Annotated in this window: 23 protein-coding genes and 2 pseudogenes; 16 read left to right on the forward strand and 9 right to left on the reverse strand. The window is 29.0% G+C overall.

The annotated features are described in order from the left end of the window. Window positions 1-69 precede the first annotated feature (69 nt). Together dnaG and E2O22_RS02025 are read left to right on the forward strand one after the other, a co-directional pair. Window positions 70-1,857 (forward strand): DNA primase, encoded by a 1,788-nt coding sequence (gene dnaG, locus E2O22_RS02020; protein ID WP_133319008.1) that lies wholly within the window; start codon window positions 70-72, stop codon window positions 1,855-1,857. 65 nt (window positions 1,858-1,922) lie between these two features. Then, window positions 1,923-2,906, forward strand: a complete 984-nt coding sequence (locus E2O22_RS02025; RefSeq protein WP_133319009.1) for an MnmA/TRMU family protein — start codon at window positions 1,923-1,925, stop codon at window positions 2,904-2,906. A 25-nt stretch (window positions 2,907-2,931) separates the two neighbouring features. Here E2O22_RS02025 and E2O22_RS08175 read toward each other — a convergent pair. Both E2O22_RS08175 and E2O22_RS02035 read right to left on the reverse strand, forming a co-directional pair. Beyond that, a pseudogene (locus tag E2O22_RS08175) lies at window positions 2,932-3,312 on the reverse strand (methyl-accepting chemotaxis protein); the annotation flags it as partial. A 1,195-nt stretch (window positions 3,313-4,507) separates the two neighbouring features. Further along, window positions 4,508-5,011, reverse strand: a complete 504-nt coding sequence (locus tag E2O22_RS02035; protein WP_133319011.1) for a hypothetical protein — start codon at window positions 5,009-5,011, stop codon at window positions 4,508-4,510. 141 nt (window positions 5,012-5,152) lie between these two features. On the opposite strand from E2O22_RS02035, the pseudogene E2O22_RS02040 reads away from it, so the two are divergent. Next, window positions 5,153-5,605 (forward strand): annotated as a pseudogene (locus E2O22_RS02040) (Cj0814-related protein); the annotation flags it as partial. A 16-nt stretch (window positions 5,606-5,621) separates the two neighbouring features. Here E2O22_RS02040 and pbpC read toward each other — a convergent pair. Together pbpC and E2O22_RS02050 are read right to left on the reverse strand one after the other, a co-directional pair. Beyond that, a complete protein-coding gene (gene pbpC, locus E2O22_RS02045; RefSeq protein ID WP_133319012.1) occupies window positions 5,622-7,826 on the reverse strand; it encodes a penicillin-binding protein 1C in 2,205 nt (734 codons plus the stop codon). Further along, window positions 7,823-13,108 (reverse strand): Ig-like domain-containing alpha-2-macroglobulin family protein, encoded by a 5,286-nt coding sequence (locus E2O22_RS02050; protein WP_133319013.1) that lies wholly within the window; start codon window positions 13,106-13,108, stop codon window positions 7,823-7,825. The genes pbpC and E2O22_RS02050 overlap by 4 nt, the downstream gene beginning before the upstream one ends. A gap of 101 nt (window positions 13,109-13,209) precedes the next feature. Between E2O22_RS02050 and E2O22_RS02055 the strand changes: the two genes are divergently transcribed. Together E2O22_RS02055 and E2O22_RS02060 are read left to right on the forward strand one after the other, a co-directional pair. Further along, a complete protein-coding gene (locus E2O22_RS02055; protein ID WP_133319014.1) occupies window positions 13,210-13,572 on the forward strand; it encodes a hypothetical protein in 363 nt (120 codons plus the stop codon). 31 nt (window positions 13,573-13,603) lie between these two features. Continuing rightward, window positions 13,604-13,918: a hypothetical protein gene (locus E2O22_RS02060; RefSeq protein WP_133319015.1), complete on the forward strand. Its 315-nt coding sequence runs from the start codon at window positions 13,604-13,606 to the stop codon at window positions 13,916-13,918. Here E2O22_RS02060 and E2O22_RS02065 read toward each other — a convergent pair. Then, window positions 13,915-15,786, reverse strand: coding sequence for a mechanosensitive ion channel family protein (locus E2O22_RS02065; protein WP_133319016.1), 1,872 nt, complete (start codon window positions 15,784-15,786; stop codon window positions 13,915-13,917). The two genes, E2O22_RS02060 and E2O22_RS02065, sit on opposite strands and share 4 nt — an antisense overlap. Beyond that, complete coding sequence (locus E2O22_RS02070; RefSeq protein WP_133319017.1) at window positions 15,783-16,421, reverse strand: carbonic anhydrase; 639 nt, start codon at window positions 16,419-16,421, stop codon at window positions 15,783-15,785. The genes E2O22_RS02065 and E2O22_RS02070 overlap by 4 nt, the downstream gene beginning before the upstream one ends. A 160-nt stretch (window positions 16,422-16,581) precedes the next feature. Here E2O22_RS02070 and E2O22_RS02075 point away from each other — a divergent pair, with 160 nt between their 5' ends. The 9 genes from E2O22_RS02075 to E2O22_RS02115 all read left to right on the forward strand — a co-directional run bounded on the left by E2O22_RS02075 (window position 16,582) and on the right by E2O22_RS02115 (window position 22,889). Continuing rightward, on the forward strand, window positions 16,582-17,283 hold the full coding sequence (locus E2O22_RS02075) for a Bax inhibitor-1/YccA family protein (protein WP_133319018.1): 702 nt from the start codon (window positions 16,582-16,584) through the stop codon (window positions 17,281-17,283). A 102-nt stretch (window positions 17,284-17,385) separates the two neighbouring features. Then, on the forward strand, window positions 17,386-17,730 hold the full coding sequence (secG, locus tag E2O22_RS02080; RefSeq protein WP_133319019.1) for a preprotein translocase subunit SecG: 345 nt from the start codon (window positions 17,386-17,388) through the stop codon (window positions 17,728-17,730). Window positions 17,731-17,744: 14 nt separating this feature from the next. Next, window positions 17,745-18,302 carry a ribosome recycling factor gene (gene frr, locus E2O22_RS02085; RefSeq protein WP_039668941.1) on the forward strand — a complete coding sequence of 186 codons (558 nt, stop codon included), beginning with the start codon at window positions 17,745-17,747 and terminating at the stop codon, window positions 18,300-18,302. Between the two features lie 2 nt (window positions 18,303-18,304). Beyond that, window positions 18,305-18,913 carry an orotate phosphoribosyltransferase gene (gene pyrE, locus E2O22_RS02090; RefSeq protein ID WP_133319020.1) on the forward strand — a complete coding sequence of 203 codons (609 nt, stop codon included), beginning with the start codon at window positions 18,305-18,307 and terminating at the stop codon, window positions 18,911-18,913. Next, on the forward strand, window positions 18,913-19,329 hold the full coding sequence (locus E2O22_RS02095) for an RDD family protein (RefSeq protein WP_133319021.1): 417 nt from the start codon (window positions 18,913-18,915) through the stop codon (window positions 19,327-19,329). Before pyrE ends, E2O22_RS02095 begins: the two co-directional genes overlap by 1 nt. Continuing rightward, complete coding sequence (locus E2O22_RS02100; protein WP_133319022.1) at window positions 19,326-20,348, forward strand: ribonucleotide-diphosphate reductase subunit beta; 1,023 nt, start codon at window positions 19,326-19,328, stop codon at window positions 20,346-20,348. The genes E2O22_RS02095 and E2O22_RS02100 overlap by 4 nt, the downstream gene beginning before the upstream one ends. A gap of 124 nt (window positions 20,349-20,472) precedes the next feature. Next, on the forward strand, window positions 20,473-20,640 hold the full coding sequence (gene dba, locus E2O22_RS02105; RefSeq protein ID WP_133319023.1) for a disulfide bond formation protein Dba: 168 nt from the start codon (window positions 20,473-20,475) through the stop codon (window positions 20,638-20,640). 10 nt (window positions 20,641-20,650) lie between these two features. Continuing rightward, window positions 20,651-22,168, forward strand: a complete 1,518-nt coding sequence (gene dsbI / locus E2O22_RS02110; protein ID WP_133319024.1) for a disulfide bond formation protein DsbI — start codon at window positions 20,651-20,653, stop codon at window positions 22,166-22,168. 91 nt (window positions 22,169-22,259) lie between these two features. Further along, window positions 22,260-22,889, forward strand: coding sequence for a protein-L-isoaspartate(D-aspartate) O-methyltransferase (locus E2O22_RS02115; protein ID WP_133319188.1), 630 nt, complete (start codon window positions 22,260-22,262; stop codon window positions 22,887-22,889). A gap of 46 nt (window positions 22,890-22,935) precedes the next feature. Here E2O22_RS02115 and E2O22_RS02120 read toward each other — a convergent pair whose 3' ends face one another. Next, window positions 22,936-23,250 carry a GNAT family protein gene (locus E2O22_RS02120; protein ID WP_165955261.1) on the reverse strand — a complete coding sequence of 105 codons (315 nt, stop codon included), beginning with the start codon at window positions 23,248-23,250 and terminating at the stop codon, window positions 22,936-22,938. 141 nt (window positions 23,251-23,391) lie between these two features. Between E2O22_RS02120 and E2O22_RS08110 the strand changes: the two genes are divergently transcribed. Continuing rightward, on the forward strand, window positions 23,392-23,889 hold the full coding sequence (locus tag E2O22_RS08110) for a carbonic anhydrase family protein (RefSeq protein WP_133319026.1): 498 nt from the start codon (window positions 23,392-23,394) through the stop codon (window positions 23,887-23,889). Beyond that, window positions 23,822-24,133: a carbonic anhydrase family protein gene (locus E2O22_RS08115; protein ID WP_133319027.1), complete on the forward strand. Its 312-nt coding sequence runs from the start codon at window positions 23,822-23,824 to the stop codon at window positions 24,131-24,133. Before E2O22_RS08110 ends, E2O22_RS08115 begins: the two co-directional genes overlap by 68 nt. An 11-nt stretch (window positions 24,134-24,144) precedes the next feature. Here the strand turns inward: E2O22_RS08115 and E2O22_RS02135 are convergent, their stop codons facing one another. Both E2O22_RS02135 and typA read right to left on the reverse strand, forming a co-directional pair. Further along, window positions 24,145-24,777: a poly(A) polymerase gene (locus E2O22_RS02135; protein WP_133319028.1), complete on the reverse strand. Its 633-nt coding sequence runs from the start codon at window positions 24,775-24,777 to the stop codon at window positions 24,145-24,147. Beyond that, window positions 24,777-26,585, reverse strand: a complete 1,809-nt coding sequence (gene typA, locus E2O22_RS02140) for a translational GTPase TypA (RefSeq protein WP_133319029.1) — start codon at window positions 26,583-26,585, stop codon at window positions 24,777-24,779. The genes E2O22_RS02135 and typA overlap by 1 nt, the downstream gene beginning before the upstream one ends. Window positions 26,586-26,688: the final 103 nt, after the last annotated feature.

Below are 26,688 nucleotides of genomic sequence, written 5' to 3' on the forward strand. Positions count from 1 at the left end.
TGCAACTTAACTTTCAAATTTATAACAATTATAGCTAAATGCTTATATAATTTTCTTTAAGGTTTAAATATGATAGAACAAGCAAGTATAGAACAACTTTTACAAAAAACAGATATTGTTGATATTATAGCTCATTATGTTGAAGTAAAAAAACAAGGTTCAGGCTATGTATGCGTTTGTCCTTTCCATGATGATAAAAATCCTAGCATGCATATTAATTCTATTAAAGGATTTTATCATTGTTTTGCATGTAAAGCTGGGGGCAATGTTTTTAAATTTGTAATGGATTATGAGAAATTAAACTTTGTTGAAGCGGTAGAAAAGGTTGCTTCGTGGAGTAATTTTTCACTTACTTACACCTCACAAAAACAGGATAATAAAAAATCTATCACTCACATCTTACCTACTCTTAATGCTTTTTATAAGCAAAACTTAGCTAAAAACAAAGAAGCTTTAACTTATCTTTATAAAAGAGGTTTAAATGATGAGGATATTAGAACCTTTGAGCTAGGCTTTGCACCAAGTTCTAATGAAACACTAAGACTTTTACAAAATGAGCAAATCACTCAAGAAGAAGCCTTAGAGGTTGGCGCAATAAAACAAAATGAAAATGGTGCTTATGCAAGTTTTATCAACCGCATTACTTTTAGTATTTATGATCATAAAAATTTACTCATAGGCTTTGGTGGTAGAACTTTAGATGAAGCAAATATGGCAAAATATGTTAATTCACCTCAAAGCAAACTTTTTGATAAATCACGCGTTTTTTATGCACTCAATTTAGCAAAAGATACCATTTACAAACAAAAAGAAATGATAATTTGTGAAGGCTATATGGACGCCATAGCCTTTCATAAGGCAGGATTTAAAAATGCTGTAGCAGTTTTAGGAACAGCTTTAGGTGAAAATCACATACCTTTGATAAAAAGATTAGAGGCGAGAGTGATTTTGTGCTTTGATAATGATAATGCAGGACTTAATGCTGCCGTGCGTTCAACACATTTACTAAGTTTAGCAAAAATTGATGGAAAAGTAGTTTTAATAGAAGGCGGGAAAGATCCGGCTGAACTAGTGGCCGCTCATCAAGAAAAATTGCTTTTTAATATTTTAGAAAAAGGTATAGAACTTGGAGAATTTTATATAAGAAATTTGATCACAAATTTTGATTTAAGCTCAGCACTTAGTAAGCAAAAGGCTTTAGAAGAGGTACAAAAATACACTTTTAACCTTGAACCTTTAATAGCAAATTCCTACACTACCTTAGTAGCAAATCTTTTGGGTGTAAATGTTAATGATATAAAACTTTCTAAAAATACTAGACAAAATATAAATTTTTTTACTCCTACAAAACAAAATAAAATCAACAACATAAGCGAGTTGGAGCTTTTGAAATTTTTATATGAAAATCAAAAAGCCATAGGACTTTTTAAACTTTTAAGTGCAAAAGAATATTTCTTACATCAAGATATTGCTAAGGCTATTTTAGAACAAAAAGACTTTAATGATCCTAGCATAAGAGAACTTTATGAGATCGAAAATATTAAAATTTTAAACAATTTAGAAGAATTTTTATATGCTATTTGCAAAATTAATTTTGCTCATTTTAACAAATTAAAAAACTTAAATTTAAAACAAGCCTTTAAAAAGCAAATTTATAATTTGCTCAATCAAAATTTAGAAAAAATCAAAAAAAACTATCAAAATGATGAAAATTTTTTTAATCATTTAATGGAAGTTTTAAAAAATGTCCAATTTTTAGATGATGAGGGAAGTTTAGAATTATTTTTAAGTAGATTACAAAAAAATATAAAAGATAAAAAAGCAATTCATTATAACTTTGAAGAAGAAGTTTTTTAAATAAAAACTTACATAAAAATTAAAAAATATTCACTACAATATGCCAAAAATTTCGAAAGGAAAAAATGAAAGCATTAGCACTTTTTAGTGGTGGTCTTGATTCTATGCTTGCTATAAAACTTATAAGCTCTCAAGGCATAGAGGTAAAAGCTTTAAATATCAATATAGGCTTTGGTAGCACAAGCGATAAAAGCGAACTCATGGCAAAACGCGCTGCTATGGCAGGGGCTAGTTTTGAAATGATAGATGTAAGAAATGCATATTTGCAAGAAGTTTTATTTAATCCTCAATATGGTTATGGAAAACATTTTAACCCTTGTATAGATTGTCATGCTTTTATGTTTAAAACCGCTCTTTCTATGTTAAAAGATGAAAACGCAAGTTTTATCATCACAGGAGAAGTAGTTGGTCAACGCCCTATGAGTCAAAGAAATGATGCTATGGCTAAGGTTAAAAAACTAGCACTTGATGAAGAAGATTTAATCTTGCGTCCAATGTGTGCTAAAAATTTACCTTTAACCAAACCTGAGCGTGAAGGTTGGGTTGATAGAGAAAAGTTAGAAAACATCAGCGGAAGAAGTAGAAAAAGACAACTTGAACTAGCTGCCAAATTTGGTTTTGAAGATTTTGAAAGTCCGGGTGGTGGATGTTTACTCACACTTGAGAGTTTTTCAAATAAAATCAAAGATTTTATTAAATTTGATAAAAATATGCAAGTTAATGATGCACAACTTTTAAAATATGGACGCCACTTAAGACTTCCAAATGGCTCTAAAATGATAGTAGGTAGAAATGAGCTAGAAAATCAATTTTTAAAAGAATTAAAAACTCAAAAATATGAAGAATTAAAACTCTTTGATTTAATCGGTGCTTATTCTTTGGTAGATGAAAATATCAATCCGCAAGATCTTGAACTTGCTCTAAGCATAGCACTAACTTATGCTAAAACTCAAAATAATACAAAATACAAAATAGGTTTTAAAGATAAAATTTTCCAAAGTATGGCTTTTGAAGATAAAAATAAAATTCAAGAGTATTTTATAAATTAAACTACCCTTAAAAAGGGTAGTTTTTTTAGAATTTCTTTCTTCTAACTTCTGCTACAATATCAGCCGACATAGAATCAACTTCATTTGCTACAGAATTAGTTGCATGTGCAATTTGTGAGTTTTCTTTAGTTAAACCATCTATTACTGAAACAGATTGATTAATTTGTGAAATTCCTAAAGCTTGTTCTTTAATACTCTCACCCATTTCATTAATAGATTGAACTAAGATATTAGTATTAGCTTCAATCTCACCTAAAGACTTTTGAGTTCTTTCTGCTAGATTTCTAACTTCATCAGCAACAACAGCAAAGCCACGACCATGTTCTCCTGCACGAGCTGCTTCAATAGCAGCATTTAATGCAAGTAGGTTAATTTGATCAGCAATATCTCTAATAACATCAGTTACATCTTTAATATCGCTACTTTGTTTAATAACCTCTTCAGTTCTTGCTGCTACTGCGTTCATAGAAGCACTCATTTCTTCAACAGCAGCTGCGCTTTCTTGTAAAGAATCAGCTTGTTTTTGCGCGCCATCATTAAGCTTTAAAACACTCTCTTTTAAAGCATCAGCTTTAGTTTGAAGCATTTCCCCTTGTTTTAATGAAGCTTGAAGCATTTTTCTTATTTCTTCTCCGACTGCATTAAGCGATTTTTCTATCTCACCATCAGCATACTCAAGTTTATCTGAAAAATCAAGATTTTTAAAACTTTTAAAAACTCTTTCTATTTCATTTAAATCTTTACCAATTTTCATTTGCATATCATCAAGCATTTTATTTAATACTTCTTTTAATTCCACAAGTTTTGGATTAACAGGATTTGCTTTTATTCTTTGAGTAAAATGTCCTTTTTCTATATCACAAGATACTTCTAAGATATTTTGCACAGTTATGTCATCTTTTTCTAAACAAGTATGTATATATTGAACATTATCATTAATCATTAATGCCATTTTTCCAAGTTCATCATTATATCTAGGAATTAAAACCTCAACGGTTGGAAGCTCATGATTTAAGTATCTAAAAAATTTCATTAAATGATCTTGAAGTCTTTGTACTCTTATAGAAACTATTCTTTTTACTGAAGTACCAATCACAACTACTATAACAATTATCGCTATAATAGAATTAATCAAAATAATATTTCTTAAATCCACAATAGAAGCATATACAGATTCATTTGGGACAATAGCCAACATAGCCCAATAAATTCCCGTATTTGGCCATATTTCAAATACTCTTATAGCACCATGATATTCACTACCATCATCTGCTTTATAATCAATAGCTCCTGCATGGATAGTTTTTTGTGCTTCTATTATATGAGCTGTATTTTTATTAACCTCTGTAATCTTTTTTGTAACAAATTCAGCATTTGGATGCGTAGCTATAACACCATTACTTGCTATTAAAATCCTTCTTGCTCCTTGATAAATAGATCTTGAAGAATCATTTAAAAAATCAGCCGTAGGTTTAAGATCAAAAAGCATACCAACAACACCTATAGCCTTTCCTTTTTTATCTGCAATAGGTGCAGCTACATGAACACCTAGAAATTTATTTCCATGTATGTTATACCATCTTGGTTCTCCAAAATATAACTTACCCCCCCATCAAATTTTTTATAGCATTCGTTTTAGCAATCTCTTCACTTGCTGCTAAAGTTTGCATACCGCCAGCATTGTTAATATCTACATCTCTCATTAACACCATAAATTCATTATTATTTGAAAAATATTTTACATCAACACCCAAATTTTTATATGCAGTTCCGTCTTTTAAATAATAATAACCATAAGCTATATCTCCATTTGCATCAATGGCTTCTCCGAGGATATTTTCTATCCTTTTTGGGTTTATAGCACCTTCTGAAATAAGATTGTTTAAAGTTCTTTGTGTACCAATAGTACTGACGAATAAAGACCTAATGCTCGCTTCAGCTTGATTTCCATAACGATGCACAGAAGCTGTGAGTGTATTTTCTATTTGTGTATTTAAAATAGCTGTGGATCTGTTTATAATCAAAAAAGATAAAATACTTAAGATTAAAACAACCGTTATAATAGCTATTGCAACTATTTTAGCACCAAGACTCCAATTACGCATTTTTTCTCCTTTAGTTAATAAATTATAAATTTTTATAATTATAAAAACTTTTCATTAAATAAAAATTAAAATTTATTAAAATATTAAATATTTTATAAACAATAAAAATTATCAAGTTAAAGCTAAAGAATTGAGTAGTTTTTACAAAGAAAAGAAGTTGAAGATTTATTTAAATGGATGAATGAAAATGCCAAATCACCTCGTTGGCTGAGCGTAAATGGAATAGATTATGATGAAGCTTATGTTAAAATTTTTCACACAAGCAAAAGCATAGATGAGTTTAAAGAAAAATACCTTGGGCTTCAAAATACATACTTTGTTGATTTTAGTAAAAAGATTAATAAACCTCAGGAAACTTTAGAAAAAGACAAAGAGAAATCTTTCAAACCTATACAAGGTGAAAGTAAAAATAAAGAAACCTACAAAGATAATAATACAAAAAATGAACTTATAAAAAAACTTTTAAAAAATAAATTTAGCACAAGAGAAGAATTAGAAATTCTTTTTGGTATGAAATTTAATGATGATGTGGGAGAATTTAACCAATTTCTTTCTCAAAATACCACTCCAAAAATTATAGATATTAAAGTTTAAAAATATTTTTATAATATTAAAATATATTAAATTTTATAAAATCATTAGAGCCATTTTCACTAATAACATTAATAACATATTTACCTTTTTTTAAATCTAAAGATAAACTTTCTTCTTTTCCTTCAAAAATCAATTCTTGATTTAAATACCAAAAAAGTTTTTCTTTTTTAGGGTTTATAAGTTTAATTAACAATTTTTGCTTACTTTTTAAATCTTTTGGCAAAATGATATTAAGATTATTTAGCGGATATATGATTTTTAAATTTTGATTAGAACTTTGTAAATTTTGCTTTTCTTTTGCAAAAAATGCTTGTGCATTGGAAGGTAAATTTAATATAATCTTTTTCTTTGCATGGATGAAATTTTCATCTAAAGAATTAACTTCTTTATTTTTATACATAAAAACTTCTTTTAAAAATGGTGAAGTTCTTAAGACATTTGCACTTTGTGGGTAAAGCACTTCTTTAAAGTCAAATTTATAATCATATCTATATCCTGTTTGATTTTCAATTTTGATAGAAACTAAATCATTAGGCTTTTCAAATTCTAAATTAACTCTCTCAAGTAAGGCTAAAAGTTCAAAAAACAATTCCCCTGCTATGCTTACACCATATAAATTTGCATTTGCCTCGCCATTAAAATTTCCAACCCACACTCCTAAAGTGTATTTTGGAGAAGTTCCTATAGCCCAGGCATCTTTTCTACCATAACTTGTGCCTGTTTTCCAAGAAATAATAGTATTAAAATCATATTGTCTTAAACCTACTCTATCTAAATCCTTTAAGGTTTGTAAGGTTAAAAAGCTTGCTCCATCACTAATAAGCTTTTTATTTTCTTTAGTAAATGCATTTTCTTCATATAAAAGCTCTTTAAAATTTCCATAATTTCCAAGTCCTAGATAGATTTTTACCATATCTTCTAAACTAAATTCTTTTGTGCCCAAAATCAAAGAAAGTCCGTATTTTTTAAAATTTTCATCTTCAAAATCTAAAATATCTTTGAGCTTATAAAAAAACTTCTCATACCCATATTCTGCAAGTAAGCTTACAAAAGGAACATTAAGTGATTTTTGCAAAGATTCTTTTGCACTAATAAAACCATGGTATTTTTTATTTGCATTTTGTGGAGCAAAGTTAGAAAAAAATGTAGGCACATCAAGCATTAAAGATTCAGGCACTATAAGTCCCTCATCTATAGCAAAAGCAAAAAGCAAAGGTTTTAAGGTTGAACCCACACTACGCTTTGCTATCACCCCATCAACTTGACCAAAACTTGCAAAATCATAAAAATCATTAGAGCCTACATAAGCTAAAACTTTATTTGTTTTGGTATCTGCTAACAATATAGCTAGATTTTTTATGCCTTTTTGTTGTAGTTTATAAGAATATTCTTTAGCTTTTTCTTCAAATTTGATTTGAATTTTTTTATCTATACTAGAAACGATTTTTTCTTTATCCGCTAAAAGCCTACGCGCTAAATGTGGAGCCAAGTTTTTCCTTGTTTTAAAGCTAGGAAGTTTTTCAGCCTTTGCAAGAGTTAAAATATCTTTAGAAAAATATCCCTTTTCAAAAAGCCTATCAAGCAAAGCATTGCGTTTTTTTAAAAGTCTATCTTTGTTTTTTTCAAGATTAATTAAACCTGGATTATTAGGAAGCACAGCAAGCAAGGCTGCTTCACTCCAAGTAAGATCTTTTAAATCTTTTTCAAAATAAAATAAACCCGCACTTGCAACACCTACTAAATTTCCTCCATAAGGAGCATTATTTAAATAAAGTCTTAAAATTTCTTCCTTATCATAAACGCTTTCTAAAGCAAAAGCTTTGATGATTTCATTAAATTTATTAAAATATGTGCGTTTGTTTTGCTCTAGAAGTTTGATTGTTTGCATAGAAATTGTACTTGCACCACTTCTTTTACTTGAAAAAAGATTATTTTTAAAAGCTCTTATAATCGCTAAAAAATCTACTCCATAATGAGAATAAAAATTTTTGTCTTCATATAAAAGAACTGCGCTTTTTAATTTTTGCGGTATAAACCCACTCTCTAAATGCCATTGTTCGTTAGAATCTAAAAATACACTAAGAATTTCTTTATTTTTATCAAACAAAACCTTACTATAAGTGCATTTAAATAAATCCTTACTATCAAAGCTAAAATAAATTAAGCCTATGTAAAGACATAGACTTAAAAAGCATACTGCAAGGCTTATTTTGATTTTCACTGCACTACTTTGACTCTTTTACTCTCACTTAAAGCTCTATAAGCATTATCATACATTGCTTCAGCATAAGCTCCACTCAAAGTATAAACACCTGGAGTAACAGCACTTAATTTCACAAAAAATTCTCTTGACTCATCAGAGTATAAAGGAAAGAAATACATGATTTTATCATCTCTTATATCTACAAAATCATAATAAGAATTTTTCACAAAATCAGGAGTTTCATCATCTAAAAGATCATGTACTATCTCCCATCCACTTGGTAAAATTTGAGTTAAAGCTATATTAGAAGTGCCCGGATAATTTTTATTTGATATTTTTAATTTCATATAAAAAATTTGAGAGCTTTTTATAGCACTTTCATCTATTTCATTTCCATTTTCATCATAAAAACTTCTTTCTATATACATACGCTGCGCAAAAGGTTCGACAATGCCTTTTTTAATTCCCTCTACTCCAAAATGCACATAAGTATCTTCTTTAGCTTCTATCAAAGCGCTGCCTTGATTAAACTCAAATTTAGAAAAACTTGCATTGAGCTTTTTACTCTCACCATTAATTTTTACACTTGCATTGATAGTTTTAGGATTTTCATCACTAAAGCTATTTGCCAAAGCATATAAAGCATAGCCTGTGCTTTGAGTGCTAAGCCAAGCTTGGCTTTCTAAAGTTTTTTTAATATCATCTAATAATTCATCATTATTTTTACCATAAATTATTTTATACGCATTTGCAATAATAGCTTCATCTCTTAGAAAAGATCCATAAGTATGAGTATAATTAGCTTTTTCATCAGGCTTTGTGCTTAAATTTTTAGCTATATTTAAAGCTACCTCATCAAAACCTGCTAATTTATAAGCTGCACTAAGTTGCCAAAGACTTACATTGTTTAAGCTTTGCAAATAAGCACTATCTTCATAAATAGCATTCATTATGCTTAAATTTGGTTCTTTGGCTAAAGCTAAAAGATATAAAGAATTTATTCTAATTTCTTTATTTGTTTGAGCTTTTAAAACATAGTGTTTTTGATAATCAAGCCATGCTTTAAACATTCCCTCGCTCACATAATAGCCTCTTTCTTTGGCTAAAATCATAAACATACCCGCATAATTACTTCCCCATGCATCAGAATCTTTAAGTCCTTGCCAATAAGCAAAGCCACCATTGGCAGTTTGAAAATTTGCGTATTTACTTAACAATGCATTGATATTGTTAATATTTTTTTGTTCATTTGCCCCTTGATCAAGTTTTTGCAAAAAGAGTTGCGGTAAAACTGCTGAAGTACTTTGCTCTATACATCCATAAGGATAATTTTGCAAGTATTTTAATCTATGATTTATATTTAAAATAGGCTTAGAACTCACACTTAAAAACGCCACTGGGTTGATATAATCTTGTGTGATTTTAAACTCCATAGAAGTATTTGCAGGAATTTTAAAAGATTTTCCCTCATAAGTAATCGTATTTAGTGCTTTTATGTCAATTTGAGTATTTTGAGTATAGGTGTAATCTTTTGCATTTAAACTTAACTCTATTTCTTCCACCCCAAGCTTGCTTGAATTTACTCTTGTGTTAATATAAATATCTTTTGTTTTTTCATTACCAAAATCAATTAAAATTTCATCTTTTTCAAAATTTATGAGTGAATTTTTTGTTTTTAGTTTAAGTTTTGCATTTTTTACATCATCATCTACTTTAAATACCTGCACCAAAAGCTTAAACTCATCATCAAGTCTTAAAGCCCTTGGCAAAGTTTCAAGCATTACAGCAGGTGCGCTAACTTGGATATCTTTAGAAGCACTGCCAAAACCTGCTAAGTTGTTCGCCACTACCATAACTCTAACCGAACCTAGATACGAAGGCATATTAAATTTTAATTTTGCATAACCATTTTCATCACTTTGCACTGGCTCTTGAAACAACACAACAGGTTTAAATCGTCTTGCTTTTTCATCGTTTTTACTTTTATTTGCCCTACTTTCTAAGAAAACATCACCGCCCGTAGTTAATACCTTGGAAGCATTAGAAATATTTTTAGCAATGATTTTATCATAGGTATCATATATGCTCATATTAAAGCGAATTTTTTGATAAAAATATCCCCAAATATCTGGAGTTTTAAAAGCATTTACATCAAGCAATCCCTCATCTACAATAGCTATGGTATAAGTATAACTTTGCTTGTTTTTACTTTGAATTTCTACTTCAAAATCTTGTTTTGGCATGATTTTATCCGGTACTTTTAAATCAAGCTCGATTTTACTTTGTTCATCTACTACATTCAAAGGCACTACACCAAAAAGTCTTAAGGCTCTATCGTTAGTGTATTGATTATAATCTTGAAGCAAAATCACACTCACATACACATTTGGCTTATATTCTTTAAGAATAGGAATTTCAACCTTTGTAATATCTTCATGCGTATCTATCACAAAGCGTTTTAAAACCTTTACATTATCATTTAAAGTAACGATGGCTTTTGCACCCTTAACACTTTCAAATTCAATAAAAGCTGTTTCGTTTGGTTTGTATTCTTTTTTATCGCTTTTTATTTTTAAAGAACTCACTATATCAGCATTACTTGGCGCACCAAAACTACTAATATAAAAAAACTCTCCTGCGCTTGTTTTACTTTGTGTATCTTCAAGCTCTATAAACATTTCACCATGGTATTCTTTGGGATCAAATTCTATTTTAACCGGTTTATCCTTACTTAAAATAGTTCCTTGGGTAATGATTTGTGTGTTTTTATCTTTTTTGAGTGATTTTAAAAAATCATCATAATTATCATAATCCCACCACCAAGAATAATCATTTGCATAAATAGTATATTTAATCTCCCTATTTGCTATCAAATTCTCATCTAAATCACTCACAATAGCTTCAAAATTAATTGTAGAACCCGAGCTTAAATAGTGATTTTTTAAACGCTTAATACCCACAAAATACTCATGTAATATCACTTGTGAATTCACAAGCGCTTCAACTGATCTTGAACCTTTTTCAAAAACCCTAGCCCTTATGTTAGCTTCAAGATTATATGGAGTATTTTTAAAAAAATCTTTTAAAGCAAATTCTTGCTTTACAAAGCCACTTTCATCTAAAATGCCTTTTAAATTATCTTGATATTTTTGCACTAAAACACTAGGATTTGAAAAAATATATTCTGGATATTTTGAATTTTTATATTCTTTTTTACTTACAAATAAATCAGCTTGATATTGCAAATTACTTGCTGGTGTTCCAAAAAGATATTTTGAGCTAATATTAAAATCTAATTTTTCATTTTCTTTTATACTTTTTGGAGCTTGTATAGATACTTTTATACGATTTGGCACTATATTTTGCACTAAAATTTCTTTATCAAAAATAGCATTTGCAAATTCTACTCTAGCTAAATACACTCCACTTAAAGCTTGTTGATCAAGTGAAATCTTTTTATAAAAAGTTCCATTACTCAAAGGATCAAGTTTAATTTTATCTAAAAACTTTTTATTGCGTGGATCAAAAAAACTCAAAAATATAGGGTGATTAACAGCTCCTTTATCATTTCTTGCAACCATAGTTAAATGTATATCATCACCTGGTCTATAAACCCCTCTTTCTGTGTAAATAAACACTTTGTTTTGAGAATTTTGCTCTAAACCATCTACATCAAAACCATCATATAATAAAGGCGAACTTAAGCGTAAAATAGAAGCTTGCTTATCTTTTGAAGCAATGATAAATAAAGCTCTTGACTCATCAATATCATCAAAAACAGCCAAACCATTATCATCGCTTGTCTTAGAAGCTAAAATTTGATTGCTTTTGCTAATTATATCAACCCTAACCCCACCTAAAGCCTTTTGTGTGGTAAAATCTCTTACATCGACAAAAAGTTTTTTATTTAAATTTTGAGCAATTAAAGCTATATCTGAAAAAATCAAATTTTTACTAATCTTTGCTTTTTGATCAAAAAATCTTTGCTTTTTCCAACTCTCCATACCCTCATCAAAAACATAATCAATATCTTCTTCTTTAAAATAAAGCTTAACTATAAACACACCACTTAAATCTTTTAAACCATCTAAAGCTATCTCATTTTCTTGCCATTGATTTTTAACATTTTTAATATCAAAGTCTTTTTTTAATACTACTTCACTAGTATAATCACTCTCTGAAAAAATATCACTATCATAATCACTTAAATTTTTAGCACCTTGAAGATTTTTATATCTTAAATATTCACTTAAATTATTTGAAAATACCTGATGAACTTCTAAATGGATCTTTTTAATATTTAAACTTTTAAAAGCTATTTTTTTACTCGCTTTGCTAGATAAAAATACCCCTTGATTTGTAAAACTTATAGCAGGCTCATAGTCTTTTAAGCTCACTTGAGTTTTATAGCTTTCTTTTGTACTAATTCCATCAGCGCTTTTAATCCCTTGAGCAAGTTGAATTTCATAAGTTTTATTTGGAGTAAAATTTCCTGTGAGCTTGATTTTATTCCCAAATACCAATGCTTTAAAATCTACTTTGGGTGTAATAAAAATCAACTCTTTTAAATTTTGATCTTGCGAAATACTTTGAGAAAAAAGTAATTCTATGTTTTTATTGATTATATTTGCATTTTGAAATACAAATTCGTTCTTTGCAAGTAAAATATATTCTAAATCTATATTTTTCTCTAAACCTAAAATTTCTTTATCAAAAACTACTTTTATATTAGTGTTTGTATTTTTAATTTTTAATGGCTTAGAATACACACTTGCTATATCATCTTGGATGATAATTTTATCTATTTGAATTTCTTTTTCTTGTGTATTAATTTTTACAGCTTTTAACAACTCATCTTTATCAAAAGCATAAAAACTTTGAACATTTAAAATCAACACACTCTCATCATTTGATATATTTTGAAAATATCCTTTGACATCTAGTTTTTCAAAAGGAGTTTTTACTTTTAATTGTATTTTTTCATCAGCTACAATATCACTTAAGTCTATAAAAATATCATAATTTTGATTTGCTTTTAAAGAAGTGTATATGTTTAATCTTGTGGAAGTTTCAAGTTCATACTTTGCTTTTATTTTTTGATTATTAATAACAATTTCTCTTTCTTTTACAACACCTATGTTTTCTGTAATGATATTGGTATTAAATTCTATAAAAATACTATGCGTATTTTCATTAAAACCATAAGATCTTATAATAGAATTCTTATCTTCATTTTTAGAACATGCAAACAACAAGCTTGCAAGCAAAACAATAAAAAAATAATGTAAAAATCCTTTCATGGGTATCCTCTTTTTGGTAAATTTTTCAAATTATATCTAAATTCACTCTTGCTTCACTCAAAAAATTATATAATTCTTACATAAAAATAAAGGAGAAAAAAATGAAAAAGAAAATCGCTGCATTATTAACAACTTTAAGTCTTTCAAGTCTTGCTTATGCAGATGGAATTTATGGTGTGATAGTAGATGTAAATGATGGTGCAAAGACTATTTTAATCGATACTACCTATGGAGAAAAAATGAATATAAAAATTCTACCAAATACAGAAATTGACATGGATGATTGTGGTATTTTTGGTATGGATAAATATGGCACTTTTAGAGATTTAAAAGTAGGAACTTTTATAGAAGCTGAAGTTTTCCATGGCTATGCTCAAACAACACCAAACCCACAAACGCCAAATCAAATTCAAAATATAACCGCTAAAGAAATTAAAATAGAATGCAAAAAAAGAGCTTATTAAGCAAAATAACTCCTAAAAAGGAGTTATTTTAATGCGTTTTTTTCTTATATTAATTTGCATTAGCACTTTTGCATTTGCTTATAAAATTCAAGGTATTTTAAAAAACACTACTACACATACAATAAGTATTCAAACAAGTTTTGATAATAACTTAATTATTACCATTTTACCCCAAACACATATAGATATTTATAACTGCGGAATTTTTGGTAGCAATAAAAAACAAGCCAATGTACAAGATCTAAAAAAAGGAAGTCTTGTTAAAGTTAAAGGCAGTAAAAATGGAAGCATTATCATTGCTGAAAAAATTATAGTAGAGTGTGATGATCAAAGAAGAGCTTATTAAGATAATAACTCTTCTTTATCGTCTTTATTGATTTTTTCTATATAAAGACTTTGTGAAGGAAATGCAAAACTTAGTTTATTTCTTTCGACAATCTTCATTAATTCAAGTAAAATACTTTGTCTTGCTTCTCTAAAACCTGCAGCATCAACTGCTTTAGTATAAAAATATACTTCTATATCAATAGAACTTGCGCTAAAGCCACTCACAGCCACATAAGTATTATTTTTATATCCTTCTAAATCATTCACTGAAACTAAATTTTGTCTATATCTAGCGCGGGTTCCACCATGATTTAGCGCACTATCATCAACTTGAGCTATCAAAGGACTAGTAGCTAATAAATATCTTATATCTTCTACACATTGCTCAAGTTGTTCAGGTCTTGCATCATAAGTTACACCTATAAATAATTTTACATGGCGTCCTATTTTTCTTTTACTCCAATTTTTTATATTAGTTCCCATAATAGTTGAATTTGGTAAAAATACCAAAGAATTATCAAAAGTTCTAATAGTAGTTTTTCTAAGCCCAATTTCTACTATAGTTCCTTCTATACCTGAAATTTCAACCCAATCGCCTTGATTAAAGCTGTTATCAAAAAGCAAAAGCACAGAAGCAAAGAAATTTGCAATAATATCCTTAGCTGCCAATGCCACAGCCAAACCACCAATACCTAAAGATGCAATCAATGCTGAAATATTAAATCCTAAATGTGATAAAACAAATAAAACAGCTATTACTATAATAATAAAATATAAAATTTTAATAATTAAATTAACCACTTCGCGTTTGCCACTTTTTTCAGCAAGCTTTGCCACAATTACCATACCATAACTATCAAAAATATTTATCACAAGCCAAGCAGTTAAAATAACATAAACAATTGATAAAATATTACTAATTCTTATATCTACAGGTGCAGGATAGTAAAAAATAGTAAAACAAATTCCAATAGCATAAGCAAACAAAAACCAACCCACTGGTCCTTGGAGCTTTTCTAAAAAGTGAGTTTTTATTTCTACATTTTCTGAATTTTTTCCAAATAAATGTATCAATACAAAATACAAAATTTTTGCAAGATAAAATTTCAAAGAATAAAACAAAACAATGACAATAATAGAAATAACTATTTTTCCAACATTTACACTACTAATAGAGGTTTGTTTATTAATATAATTAATGGCATTTTGCAAGCCCAAGCCCGTAAATAAAAAATTAGTTTCAAGCAAATTTGCATTATTTCTTAGATATACCAAAATTTCATTATATGACTTGATGGTATTTCTTAAATTATTTTCACTAAGCTCTAAAGTTCTAAGTTGAGTAATATCATTAATTTTCTCTTTATCTAAAGCAAAATTAAAAACTATATCTTCTTTTAATGAGTCAATGCTTTCATCAATAATTTTTTTTATTTTTTGACTTTGAGCACCTTCGATAAAAACTTTTTCTAATTCAAATATACAAAGATAAAAATGTTCTGCAGAGGTTAAATTTAAAAGTTTGATTTTATTATCCACATAATCATAATATCTTTTTTTAGCTTGGGCATTTTCAACACTTTTTTGTAAAGCATTCTTAGTTTTTAAAAAATCTTTTGCTTCTTTATCATCAATCTTTTGAGATACCATTTTTAAAGGTAAAGTAGTCAAAAGAGCTGTTTTTTGTTTTTCTATTTCTTTGATATTATCTTGAAATTCGGTGCTATTTGTATCACCAGTTTTAAAACTTTCCAAAAGTAAATTAAGCTCTATATAATCTTGTACCAAAGCAAAAATACTATTCTTATCCTCTAAAGCATTTTTTTCCTGTGCATTCAAAGTGCTGATAAATAAAAATAATAAAATAATATTAACAATCTTTTTCATACTTTTTTCACCCTCTCTTGTATTAAAACAAAATTTTCAAAATTAAAATCATACTCATAAATTTCACCCGTTTCTATGATGTAATACCAAGCATGAAGTTCTATTTCTTTTTTATTTAAAGCTTCTTCTATACCTGGATAGGTTAATAAATTTTGCAAAGAATTAACCAAGTTCATTTTTTCAGTCATCCAAGATCGCATGGCTAAATCACTGCCTGCAACTTTTAAAACCTTATTTTTAATAGGCTCGAGCAAGGTAAGCCATTTTCTCACATTCGGCATACTCTTTAGCTCATTTTCATTTGCATATAAAGCCGCACAGCCACCACAATTACTATGTCCACAAACTATGATATTTTTTATATGTAAAGAACTAAAAGCATACTCAATAGCTGAAGTAGTTGCCAAAAAATCATCTCCTACTCTATAAGGTGGAACTATATTGCCTATATTTCTTACAACAAAAAGCTCTCCTGGGCCTGTATTAGTAATTAAATTTGGTATAACTCTTGAATCAGCACATCCTATAAAAAGCGTGTGGGGATTTTGTTTATTTTTTAAACTTTCAAAAAGTTCTGCATGCTCTTTAAAATCTTCTTGCATAAATTTTAAAGCACCCTCGATCAAGTCTTTCAAAAAAAGTCCTTTTTTGCATTTTAATAAAGCATTATACTAAATTATTTTTACTTAAAATAAATCTATAAATTTATTTTTTGTTATATTTTTATACAATTTTAATCTTTTATTTATCTTTTTTTTGTAAATTTTAATTTTTAAAAATTATTGGAGGATTTTAATGAGTCTTTATGATAGAGATTATTCTAACTCTAAAACTCAAGAATTTGAAGGTTATGCTAGAAGTGATTTGAGCATTTTTATAAAACAAACTTATCAGCTTTTTGCTGCTTCATTATTAGCTGCAACAGCAGGTGCTTACATAGGAATTTTTGCCTTAGCACATTTATTTGCACAATCTCAAGCAACTTTTTGGATTTTATTTATCGTAGAAATTGGCTTGTTATTTGCATTACAATGGAAAAAAAGAGAAGCTCCGCTTAATTTAGTTTTACTTTTTGCCTTTACTTTTGTTTCAGGACTTACTTTAACACCACTTTTATATTCTGTTTTAGCACTTCCTGCAGGAGCTAGCATTATCGCTCAAGCTTTTGCTTTAACAACAGTGGCTTTTGGTGCTTTAAGCGTTTTTGCTATGAATACAAAAAAAGATTTTACTATGATGGGAAAAATGCTTTTTATAGCTTTAATTGTTATCGTAGTAGCTTCTTTAATTAATATCTTTTTTCAAAGTTCACTTTTAAGCTTAGCAATTTCTGGTATTGGTGCAATTTTATTTTCTTTTTACATTCTTTATGATACTCAAAACATCATTAGAGGAAATTATGAAACACCAATCGAAGGTGCAGTTGCGCTTTATCTTGATTTTATCAATCTTTTCATCTCTCTTCTTAATATTTTAAGAAGCTTTAATAGCAGATAAAAATTTGCGAGAAAAATTCTCGCAAATTTTCTTTACCTCTTTCAAGTTTTTATCAAACTTTTTAAGTTAAAATACTCATTTTATTTTCAATAAGGAAAATTCATGACTACTCTTTTAATTATTTTGCAATTTGCAATTGTTGTGATTATTTGTATTGCTGTTTTATTACAAAAAAGCTCAAGCATAGGACTTGGAGCATATAGCGGAAGTAATGAAAGCTTGTTTGGAGCAAAGGGTCCTGCAGGGTTTTTAGCTAAATTTACTTTTGTGATGGGTGTTTTACTTATCGCTAATACAATTGCTCTAAGTTATATGTATAATAATGCTAATTCTAACTCACTTGCTGAAAAAGCAGAACAAATTTTACCAAAGGCACCTGAAACAAACACAACTAGCATTCCAGTTGCACCAAGTGCTCCAATTAGCGAAAGTAATACTAGCAAATAAAAAAAGGAAATACCATGCTAAATGAAATTTATACCAAGCAAAAACAACAATCAGACAAAAGCTTAGAGGCCTTAAAAAAAGATTTTACTACCATAAGAACTGGCAAAGTAAATATAAATATACTTGATCATATTCATGTAGATTATTATGGTAGTGCAACTCCATTAAATCAAGTAGCAACAGTTTTAGCAACCGATGCTTCAACTATTAGCATTACTCCTTGGGAAAAATCAATGCTAAAAGCCATAGAAAGTGCTATAGCTGCGGCAAACATTGGAGTAAATCCGAACAATGATGGCGAAAGTGTTAAATTATTTTTTCCTCCTATGACAAGAGAACAAAGAGAAGAAAATGCTAAAAATGCTAAAGCTATGGGTGAAAAGGCTAAAGTTGCTATTAGAAATATTAGAAAAGATGCAAATGATGCGGTAAAAAAACTAGAAAAAGATAAAGCAATCTCAGAAGATGAAGCTAAAAAAGCTTATGATGAAGTACAAAAACAAACCGATAATTATACAGCAAAAGTAGATGAGTTAGTTAAAAACAAAGAAGCGGAACTTTTAAAGGTTTAAAAATGAACTTAGAACAAATTTATAAAGATTGTGGAGCATACCTACAAGGACATTTTTTACTTAGCTCAGGGAAACACTCTGAGTTTTACCTTCAAAGTGCTAAAGTTTTAGAAAATCCAAAACTAGCAGGTGAGCTTTGTGATGAGCTTGCGAAAGTTATTGCCAGTTTTAATATTGAATTTGATAGTATTTGCTCGCCTGCCTTGGGTGGAATTTTAGCAGGTTATGAGCTTGCTAGAGCTTGCAACAAACGCTTTATTTTCACTGAACGCGTAGAAGGAGTGATGAGTCTTAGACGCGGTTTTGAAGTAAAAAAAGGTGAAAAATTTATCGTTTGTGAAGATATTATTACAACAGGTGGCTCAGCACTTGAGAGTGCAAAAATCATCGAGAATTTAGGTGGAGAAGTAGTAGGTTTTGCAGCTTTAGCAAATCGTGGTTTTTGTGCTGTAAAAAATTTAAACAATCCAAGAAAAGAAAATGCAAAATTACCACAAAATTTACCACTTTTTGCACTAGGAAATTTTGAATTTGATATTTATGATGCAAATACTTGCCCACTTTGTGAAAAAGGCACTAAAGCTATCAAACCTGGTAGTCGTGGTAACTAATGAAAACTAAAGCAAAAATAGCCACTCGCTTTTTAAGATTTAAAGCCTTTTTGATTGATCTATTTTTGCTTTATGTGCCCATTTTGTATTTGTTTTATTTTACTCTTGGCTCTAAAGAAGCTTTTTTAAACAATCAACTTATAATTTTTTTGTGCCCATTGCTTTTTGGATTTTTACAAGCATTATTTTTAGTAAAAAAAGCTCAAAGTCCTGGACTTAAAGCTTATGATTTATACTTGATTGATATTAAAAATGGACACAAACTTAATTTTTTTAGAATAATCCTACGCTATGTAATTTTCATTATAAGCTTTGGCTTGTTGATTGGCTTTTTGGTAAGCTTTTTAAGAAAGGATACCTTAGCCTTGCATGATATTTTAAGCCAAAGCGCTATTGTAACAAAGGTGGAAAAATGAATAGAAAAAGAATTTATAATCCAAAATCAAACGAAACTTTAAATGATAGAAAAGTATTTAACGGCAACCCACATGGTATTTTAAATTTTACTAAAGCAAAATACACATGGGCTTTAAAACTTTGGGATTTAATGGAAGCAAATACTTGGTTTCCAAAAGAAGTAGATACAACAAAAGATGCACTAGATTATCGTTGCAATCTAACCGTAGCAGAAAAAAGAATGTATGATCTAGTTTGGTCTCAACTTATCTCAATGGATAGTTTTCAAACAAACAATCTTGCTGATAATATCAACCCTTATATCACAGCACCTGAAATCAATGCGGTTTTAGCAAGACAAGCTTATGAAGAAGCAAATCACTCAAAATCTTATGCAGTGATGGTTGAAGCAATCTGTGAAAATACAGACTTAATTTATGAAATGGAAAAACACGATGAGACTTTAAGAGAAAAAAATGATTTCATTTCAAGTATTTATGAAGAATTAGCTGGCGAAGTAGATGATAATAAACTTTTACTTGCAATGGTAGCAAATCAAATTCTAGAAGGAGTGTATTTTTATAGTGGTTTTACTGCTATTTATGCTTTAGCGCGTGCAGGAAAAATGCTAGGTTCAGCACAAATGATACGCTTTATACAAAGAGATGAAATTACTCATTTATTATTATTTCAAAATATGATTAATTCTGTGCGTAAAGAAAGACCTGATTTGTTTAATGATATCAATATAAACAAAATTTATGATATGTTTAAAAAAGCAGGTGAACTTGAGATCAAATGGGGTAAATACATCACTCAAAATCAAATCATGGGTTTTACAGACGATATTATAGAAGAGTACATTCACTATCTTGTTGATCAAAGACTAATAGCTATTAATCTTGATAAAATTTATAATGCAAAACATCCTATTAAATGGGTAGATGATTTTTCTAAATTTAATGATCAAAAAAGCAATTTCTTTGAAAGCAAGGTTACAAACTATTCTAAAGGGAGTTTGAGTTTTGATGACTTTTAAGTCACAAAACTACCCATATTTTACATTTTTTTAAACTAAAATTCTCTTTTTATTTAATATTTTATTTTTATTTATTTCATTATTGTAAAATCCGCCATTTTATTTTATTAGTAAAGGGGTAATTATGGAGTTTTTAGAACTTTTGCTAGTCTTTATTGCCATAGTTCTCATGATAATTAAGCCTGAAAAAGAAAAACTAGCTTTTTCTATACTTGTAATTTCATGGGCTATTATGGTATTTGACTATTTAGGTCGCAAATCAGGCGCAATCTTAGGCCTAATGAATCTATAAGGTGGCAAATATGTGTGATATTAACAAAACTAAATTCTTTTATTTTTTAATGTGCTTGGCAGGTTTTTTAATCATTTTAATGCCTGTTGGAATTGCAAATTTGATTTTTGGTTATATGCTAGGTGATAGCCCTTGTACTTCTTGCTGGGGCCAAAGAGAATCAATGATTTTCATTGGCGTAGCGGCTTTATTTATTGTGCGTTATGGTATGAAAGGTAAATTTTTAGCTTTCCTTTTAATCGCGACTGCATTTGGTTTATGGCAATCATTTAATCATATAAGTGGCCATGCACACCGTGATCTTGATCAAGGTTTTGGTTTGCCTATTTTTGGTTTGCATACTTATTTTTGGGCTGAAGTAGTATTTTGGGCTGTGGTTTTATTGCTTGGTGTTATTTTTGCCTTTGCTCCAAAATTTGGTTCTTTTGAAAAAGAAATGGAAGGAGTTAGTTTTAGAAAATTAACTAAATTTAACCTAGCTGCTATGGTTATTGTTGCTTTTATCGTAGCTTCAAATGTCTTCCAAGCTTTCGTAAGCACTGGTCCTATCCCATATAGCGGACAAGGTGATCCAGTTCGTTTTAGTTTAAATCCAAAATATATTATTTGGGATGATTCAGGCTGGAATAAAAGTTGGAAAAGCATTTCTTTCTTAGGAAAACGCGATGTTAAAGAACCTGATTTTGCTTTTGCTCCTGCTAATGAAAAACTAGGTATTGAATTTGATAATAATATCAGTAATGCTCCATTTGCAAATATCGATGATAATCTAAAAATCGTAAATGAAACAAAAATTGATTTTCCTAAAGCTATCAATACACTTGATTATATCAATGGAGAGTATGTCGCAAGTTCAAAATGGGAAGTATTTTTCCTAGATGATAATTTTAGCACTAAAACAGATTTTCTATTAGACCCATATTTTTCAGCCACAATTAATCCTATCATAGGAATTATTCCTTATTTGGACAACAAATACATCTTAATGGGCTCTAATAAAACTTTCTTAAGATTTGCTCAAAATCCTAATGCAGATGAAGCTTTACAATATGCTGATTTTATTAGAGGGGCAAATAATTTTGAAGGACAAGGTGAAAACCTTGGTCGTGGTAGAATTGACACAGTTAGAGCTAAATTCCATCATATTTTAAGCACAACTACTGATGGAAAATACATGTATCTTGCTACCGTTCCAAACAATAAGGATACTAAAACTTTTGTAATTTCTAAAATTTCTTTAGCAGATAGAGTTCTTTCAGCTGAATTTACTCCTAAAGCTGAGTTAAAAGAAGGAAAAACTTTGGGCAATCTTTATATAACTTCAATGGCTTTTAAAAATGGTAAAATTTATGCATTAAGTAAAAAGCATAATGTTATTGCTGTAATTGATCTAGACAAAGAAGAAGTTGTAAAAACTATTTCGTATCCAGAAAATATAACTAACGCAAGAAGCTTATTCTTCAAAGATGGCAAAATACACATCTTATCTTATCAAGATGGATCAAACATCCTTTATGCACTTGATTAATCTTTAAGGCGTTTTTACGCCTTAAAGACTTTAAAGCTAGATAAATAAAATTTAAGATAAAATAACACTTTTTATCAAGGAGTGCTTATTGATTCATATATTTGAACAAAAACAATGTCAAACTATGGCAGAAGAAATTCGCAAAAACACTTTCATTAATGAAGAATTATTTGAAGCTTTTTGTTCTACTCCAAGAGAAATTTTTTCACCTTTAAAAATGCATGCTTATAGACTTGATGCACTTCCTTTAATGGGTAATCAATGGATAAGCTCACCTTTAACTGTGGCCAAAATGACTATGGCGCTTGATTTTAAAGAAGCTGATAGTGTTTTAGAAATAGGTTGTGGTAGCGGGTATCAAGCTGCGATTTTAAGTAAGCTTATTAGAAGAGTTTTTACCATAGAACGCATCGAAAAACTTGCAATTAGTGCTATAGAAAAATTTAAAAAACTAAACTATGCTAATATTCATGTAAAATTTGATGATGGGCAAAATGGCTGGAAAAATTATGCACCTTATGATAGAATTTTACTCTCAGCTTATATAGAGCATATTCCAAATGTATTATTTGATCAACTTGAAAATAACGGAATTTTGGTAGCTCCTTTACTTATAGGAAATCAACAATTCATCACTAAATTTACCAAAAAAGATGGCGAGATTAGCAAAGAAGTTTTAGATGAATGTCTTTTTGTGCCTATCAAAGATGGCAAAGAATAGTTAAAATTTCATTTTTAAAATAATAAAACCATATTCATCTTTATATTCACCCTCTTGTAAAAAACCATTTTTCTGATAAAAATTTATACGCCTTATAATTATCTTTATTTACTTCAACATATTTCAAATGATAATCATTTATGGCTTTAGATATTAAAGTAGTGTCTATACCTTTGTTAAAATATTTTGAACTTAAAAACAACATTTCAATTTTATCATCCACAAATGCTAAAAATCCAATCATTTTGTCTTTATTATAACAAATCAAATAATTTAAACTAAAGAATACTTGAGAATTTAAAAGATCATTTTTAATCTTTTCTCTATCAAAATCAGATAAAAAATCATGGGAATGTTTCACACTATCCTCCCATATATCGATCAATTTATCCTTAATATTATCTGTAATTTCTTAAAAATATTTAATTTTAATATAATTATTTTTAAACATAAGCTTCTTGTAGGATTTATTTTTTTATAATTATATTAAAAAAGGAATATTATGAGTTTTAAAAGAATACTTTTTGGTTTATTTACTACTAGCATGCTTTTTGCCTATGAGCAAATGCCTCAAAATGCCTCACATGGAAATTTCATAGACAAAGACAAATGGAAAAATTTAGATAAAAACTGGATTTATTGTGAAAGTGGTTTAAATCAAGATTTTATCAATATAAATAGTAAAAAGGCTACAAACAAAAATCATTCTTTAGAATTTAACTACTCAAATGATTCTTTTGGTTTAATAAATGATGGTTATACCATAAAAATGTATTTTGCAAGCAATGGAAGCCATATCGTGCTAGATAATACAGCTTATAATTTATCGCATTTTCACTTTCATAGCCCATCAAAGATTTCTATTGATAAAAAATCTTATCCTTTAGAAATTCATTTTAGCCATGTAAGTCAAAAAGGCGATATAGTAGTGGTTGTGCTGTTTTTACAAGAAGGCGCGGAAAATCCTTTTATTAAAAAAAATCATCCGTGCTTTTCCTAAAAAAGAAGGCGATAAGCTTTATGTTCAAAGCTTAAGTGCTAATGAGTTATTGCCAAACAATCTTCAATCTTTTTATATCTTTAAAAATAAACTCAACAAGCCTTGTAATCAAAAAATCACTTGGATAGTTTTAAAAGATATGAGCTATGCCTCTAAAGAGCAAATTCAAATCATACAAAATTTAATGGGAAAAAATGAGAATTTGAAAATACAAGAAATTAATAATTTAGAACAAAATGATTAAGTAAGCTAAACTTAATCATGTATAAAAGTTTGAATTTTTTCTAAATTAGCTCTAAAAAGTTTAAAATTTAACTCACTTGAAATTTTTAAATCAGCAAAAAAAGGATTTTTCAAACTTGCTATGAGTAAATAATCATCTTTTTTCAAAACTCTTTGTGTAGAAAATTCTTTATCCTTTACTTTTTCAAAAATACTTTCACTTGAGCTAATATCTTCTTTTAATTTCTTACTATAAAGCAAAATTCCACAAAAGAAATTCCCAAATTCATCTTTAAATTTCACATCATAAAGAATAAAATCATCAAAAATAAAAGAATTTTGAGAATGATAAGTTTTTAAAGAAAAGTCAAAAGCAATTTTTTCAAAATCTTTCTGATAAAAGCCTTGTTTGTCAAATTTAGCATTGTTTTGCTTTAAAAATTCTTCACACATTTTAAATACAAGCTCATTGCGTCCCCACATAAGCTTTCTTCCTAAAATTCTAAAAAACAAAACTCCTGCTAAAACAGCAAAAAACAAAGCTATAATCACATCCTTGCTAAATTGAAAAGCAAGAAAAAATATAACCAAAGCTTCAGCAAATGCTAAAATTTGTAAAGCTTTGAGTCTTTTATTTAAAGCTTGTCTTATGGCTTCAAAATCCATTAAGACTTAGCCTTTTCCATTCTTTTTCTTTGAGTAGGATCAAGATATCTTTTTCTAACTCTAATATTTTGTGGAGTAACCTCTACAAGTTCATCTTCTTCTATCCACTCTAACGCTCTTTCAAGGCTTAATTTTCTAGGTGGTACAAGCTTAATCGCATCATCACTACCACTTGCTCTAACATTAGTTAAATTTTTACCTTTAATAGGATTAACATCTAAATCATTTGGGCGTGAATGCTCACCTATAATCATACCTGTATATACTTTTGTTTGAGGATCAATGAATAATACCCCTCTATCTTGTAAGTTAAATAAAGAATATCCTAGTGCAACACCATTTTCCATAGAAATTAACGCGCCATTATTTCTTTTTTCAACTGCCCCGCTAAATGGACGAAACTCTAAAAAGCTATGGTTCATAACACCCTCGCCTTTAGTATCTGTTAAAAATTGTGATCTAAATCCTATAAGCCCGCGCGCAGGAATTTCAAACTCAAGTCTTGTTTGACCATCTCCAGTTGGTGTCATAGTTTTCATTTCAGCTTTTCTTTTACCTAGTTTTTCAATCACTACTCCTGTAAAATCATCAGGCACATCAATTACTAAATGCTCAAACGGCTCTGTTTTAATTCCATCTTCTACCTTAACGATAACTTCAGGTCTACCCATACAAAACTCAAAACCTTCTCTACGCATATTTTCGGCTAAAATAGTTATTTGAAGTTCACCTCTTCCACTTACTTTAAATTTACCCTCACCTGTGCTTTCATATTTCATAGCAATATTAGTTTTCATTTCAGCTTCTAAGCGTTCTGCGATTTTATTTGAAGTTACATGCTTGCCTTCAGTACCCGCTAAAGGGCCATCATTTACTGAAAATACTATACTTAAAGTTGGTTCTTCTATATGTAAAGGATCAAGTGGCATAGGGTTGTTTGGATCTACAACGCTATCTCCTACATCTAAAGCTTCAAAACCTGCAATCGCTACAATATCGCCTGTCCCTGCTTCTTCAATATCCATTTTTTCTAGACCCATAAAACCAATAAGTTTTGAAATTCTTCCATTGATTTTAGAGCCATCTGCTTTAGCAAGCATAACATTTTGATTTTTCTTTACTTTACCATTAAAAATTCTTGCAATCCCTATCTTACCAACGAAATTATCATAACCTAGAGTAAAAACTTGAAGCTGTAAAGGATTTTCATCACTACCACTTGGAGCAGGCACACGCTCAAGTATAGTCTTAAACAATGGTTCCATGTTAGTGCTTTCATCTTCAAGTGCAAGTTTTGCATAACCATTTTTAGCAGCCGCATATACTACTGCAAAATCAAGTTGTTCATCATTTGCCTCTAAAGCCACAAAAAGATCAAAAATTTCATTGATCACTCTTTCAGGATCAGCAGCTGGCTTGTCGATTTTATTAATAACAACAATAGGTTTAAGCCCTAAAGATAAAGCCTTTTTTACCACAAATTTAGTTTGAGGCATAACCCCTTCTTGTGCATCAACTAAAAGCAAAACCCCATCAACCATTTTTAACACACGCTCAACTTCACCACCAAAATCAGCATGGCCTGGAGTGTCTATGATATTTATTTTTGTGCCTTTATAATTAATAGCAGTATTTTTAGAAAGTATAGTGATACCTCTTTCTTTTTCTATATCATTACTATCCATTACACGCTCTGCTATTTGTTCACGCTCATTAAAAGTTCCTGATTGTTTTAAAAGCTCATCTACCATTGTTGTTTTACCATGATCAACATGAGCTATAACAGCTATATTTCTAATATTATCCAAGTTTTTCTCCAAAGTCTTAAATTTAAAATCTAATATTATATAAAAAAAATGCTTAAAAATTAAGATTTAAAAATTGGAACACTTGTTGCTTTTGTCTTGAGTA

Origin of the sequence: Campylobacter lari, from assembly GCF_004357905.1 — a bacterium.
Classification (GTDB): domain Bacteria; phylum Campylobacterota; class Campylobacteria; order Campylobacterales; family Campylobacteraceae; genus Campylobacter_D; species Campylobacter_D lari_D.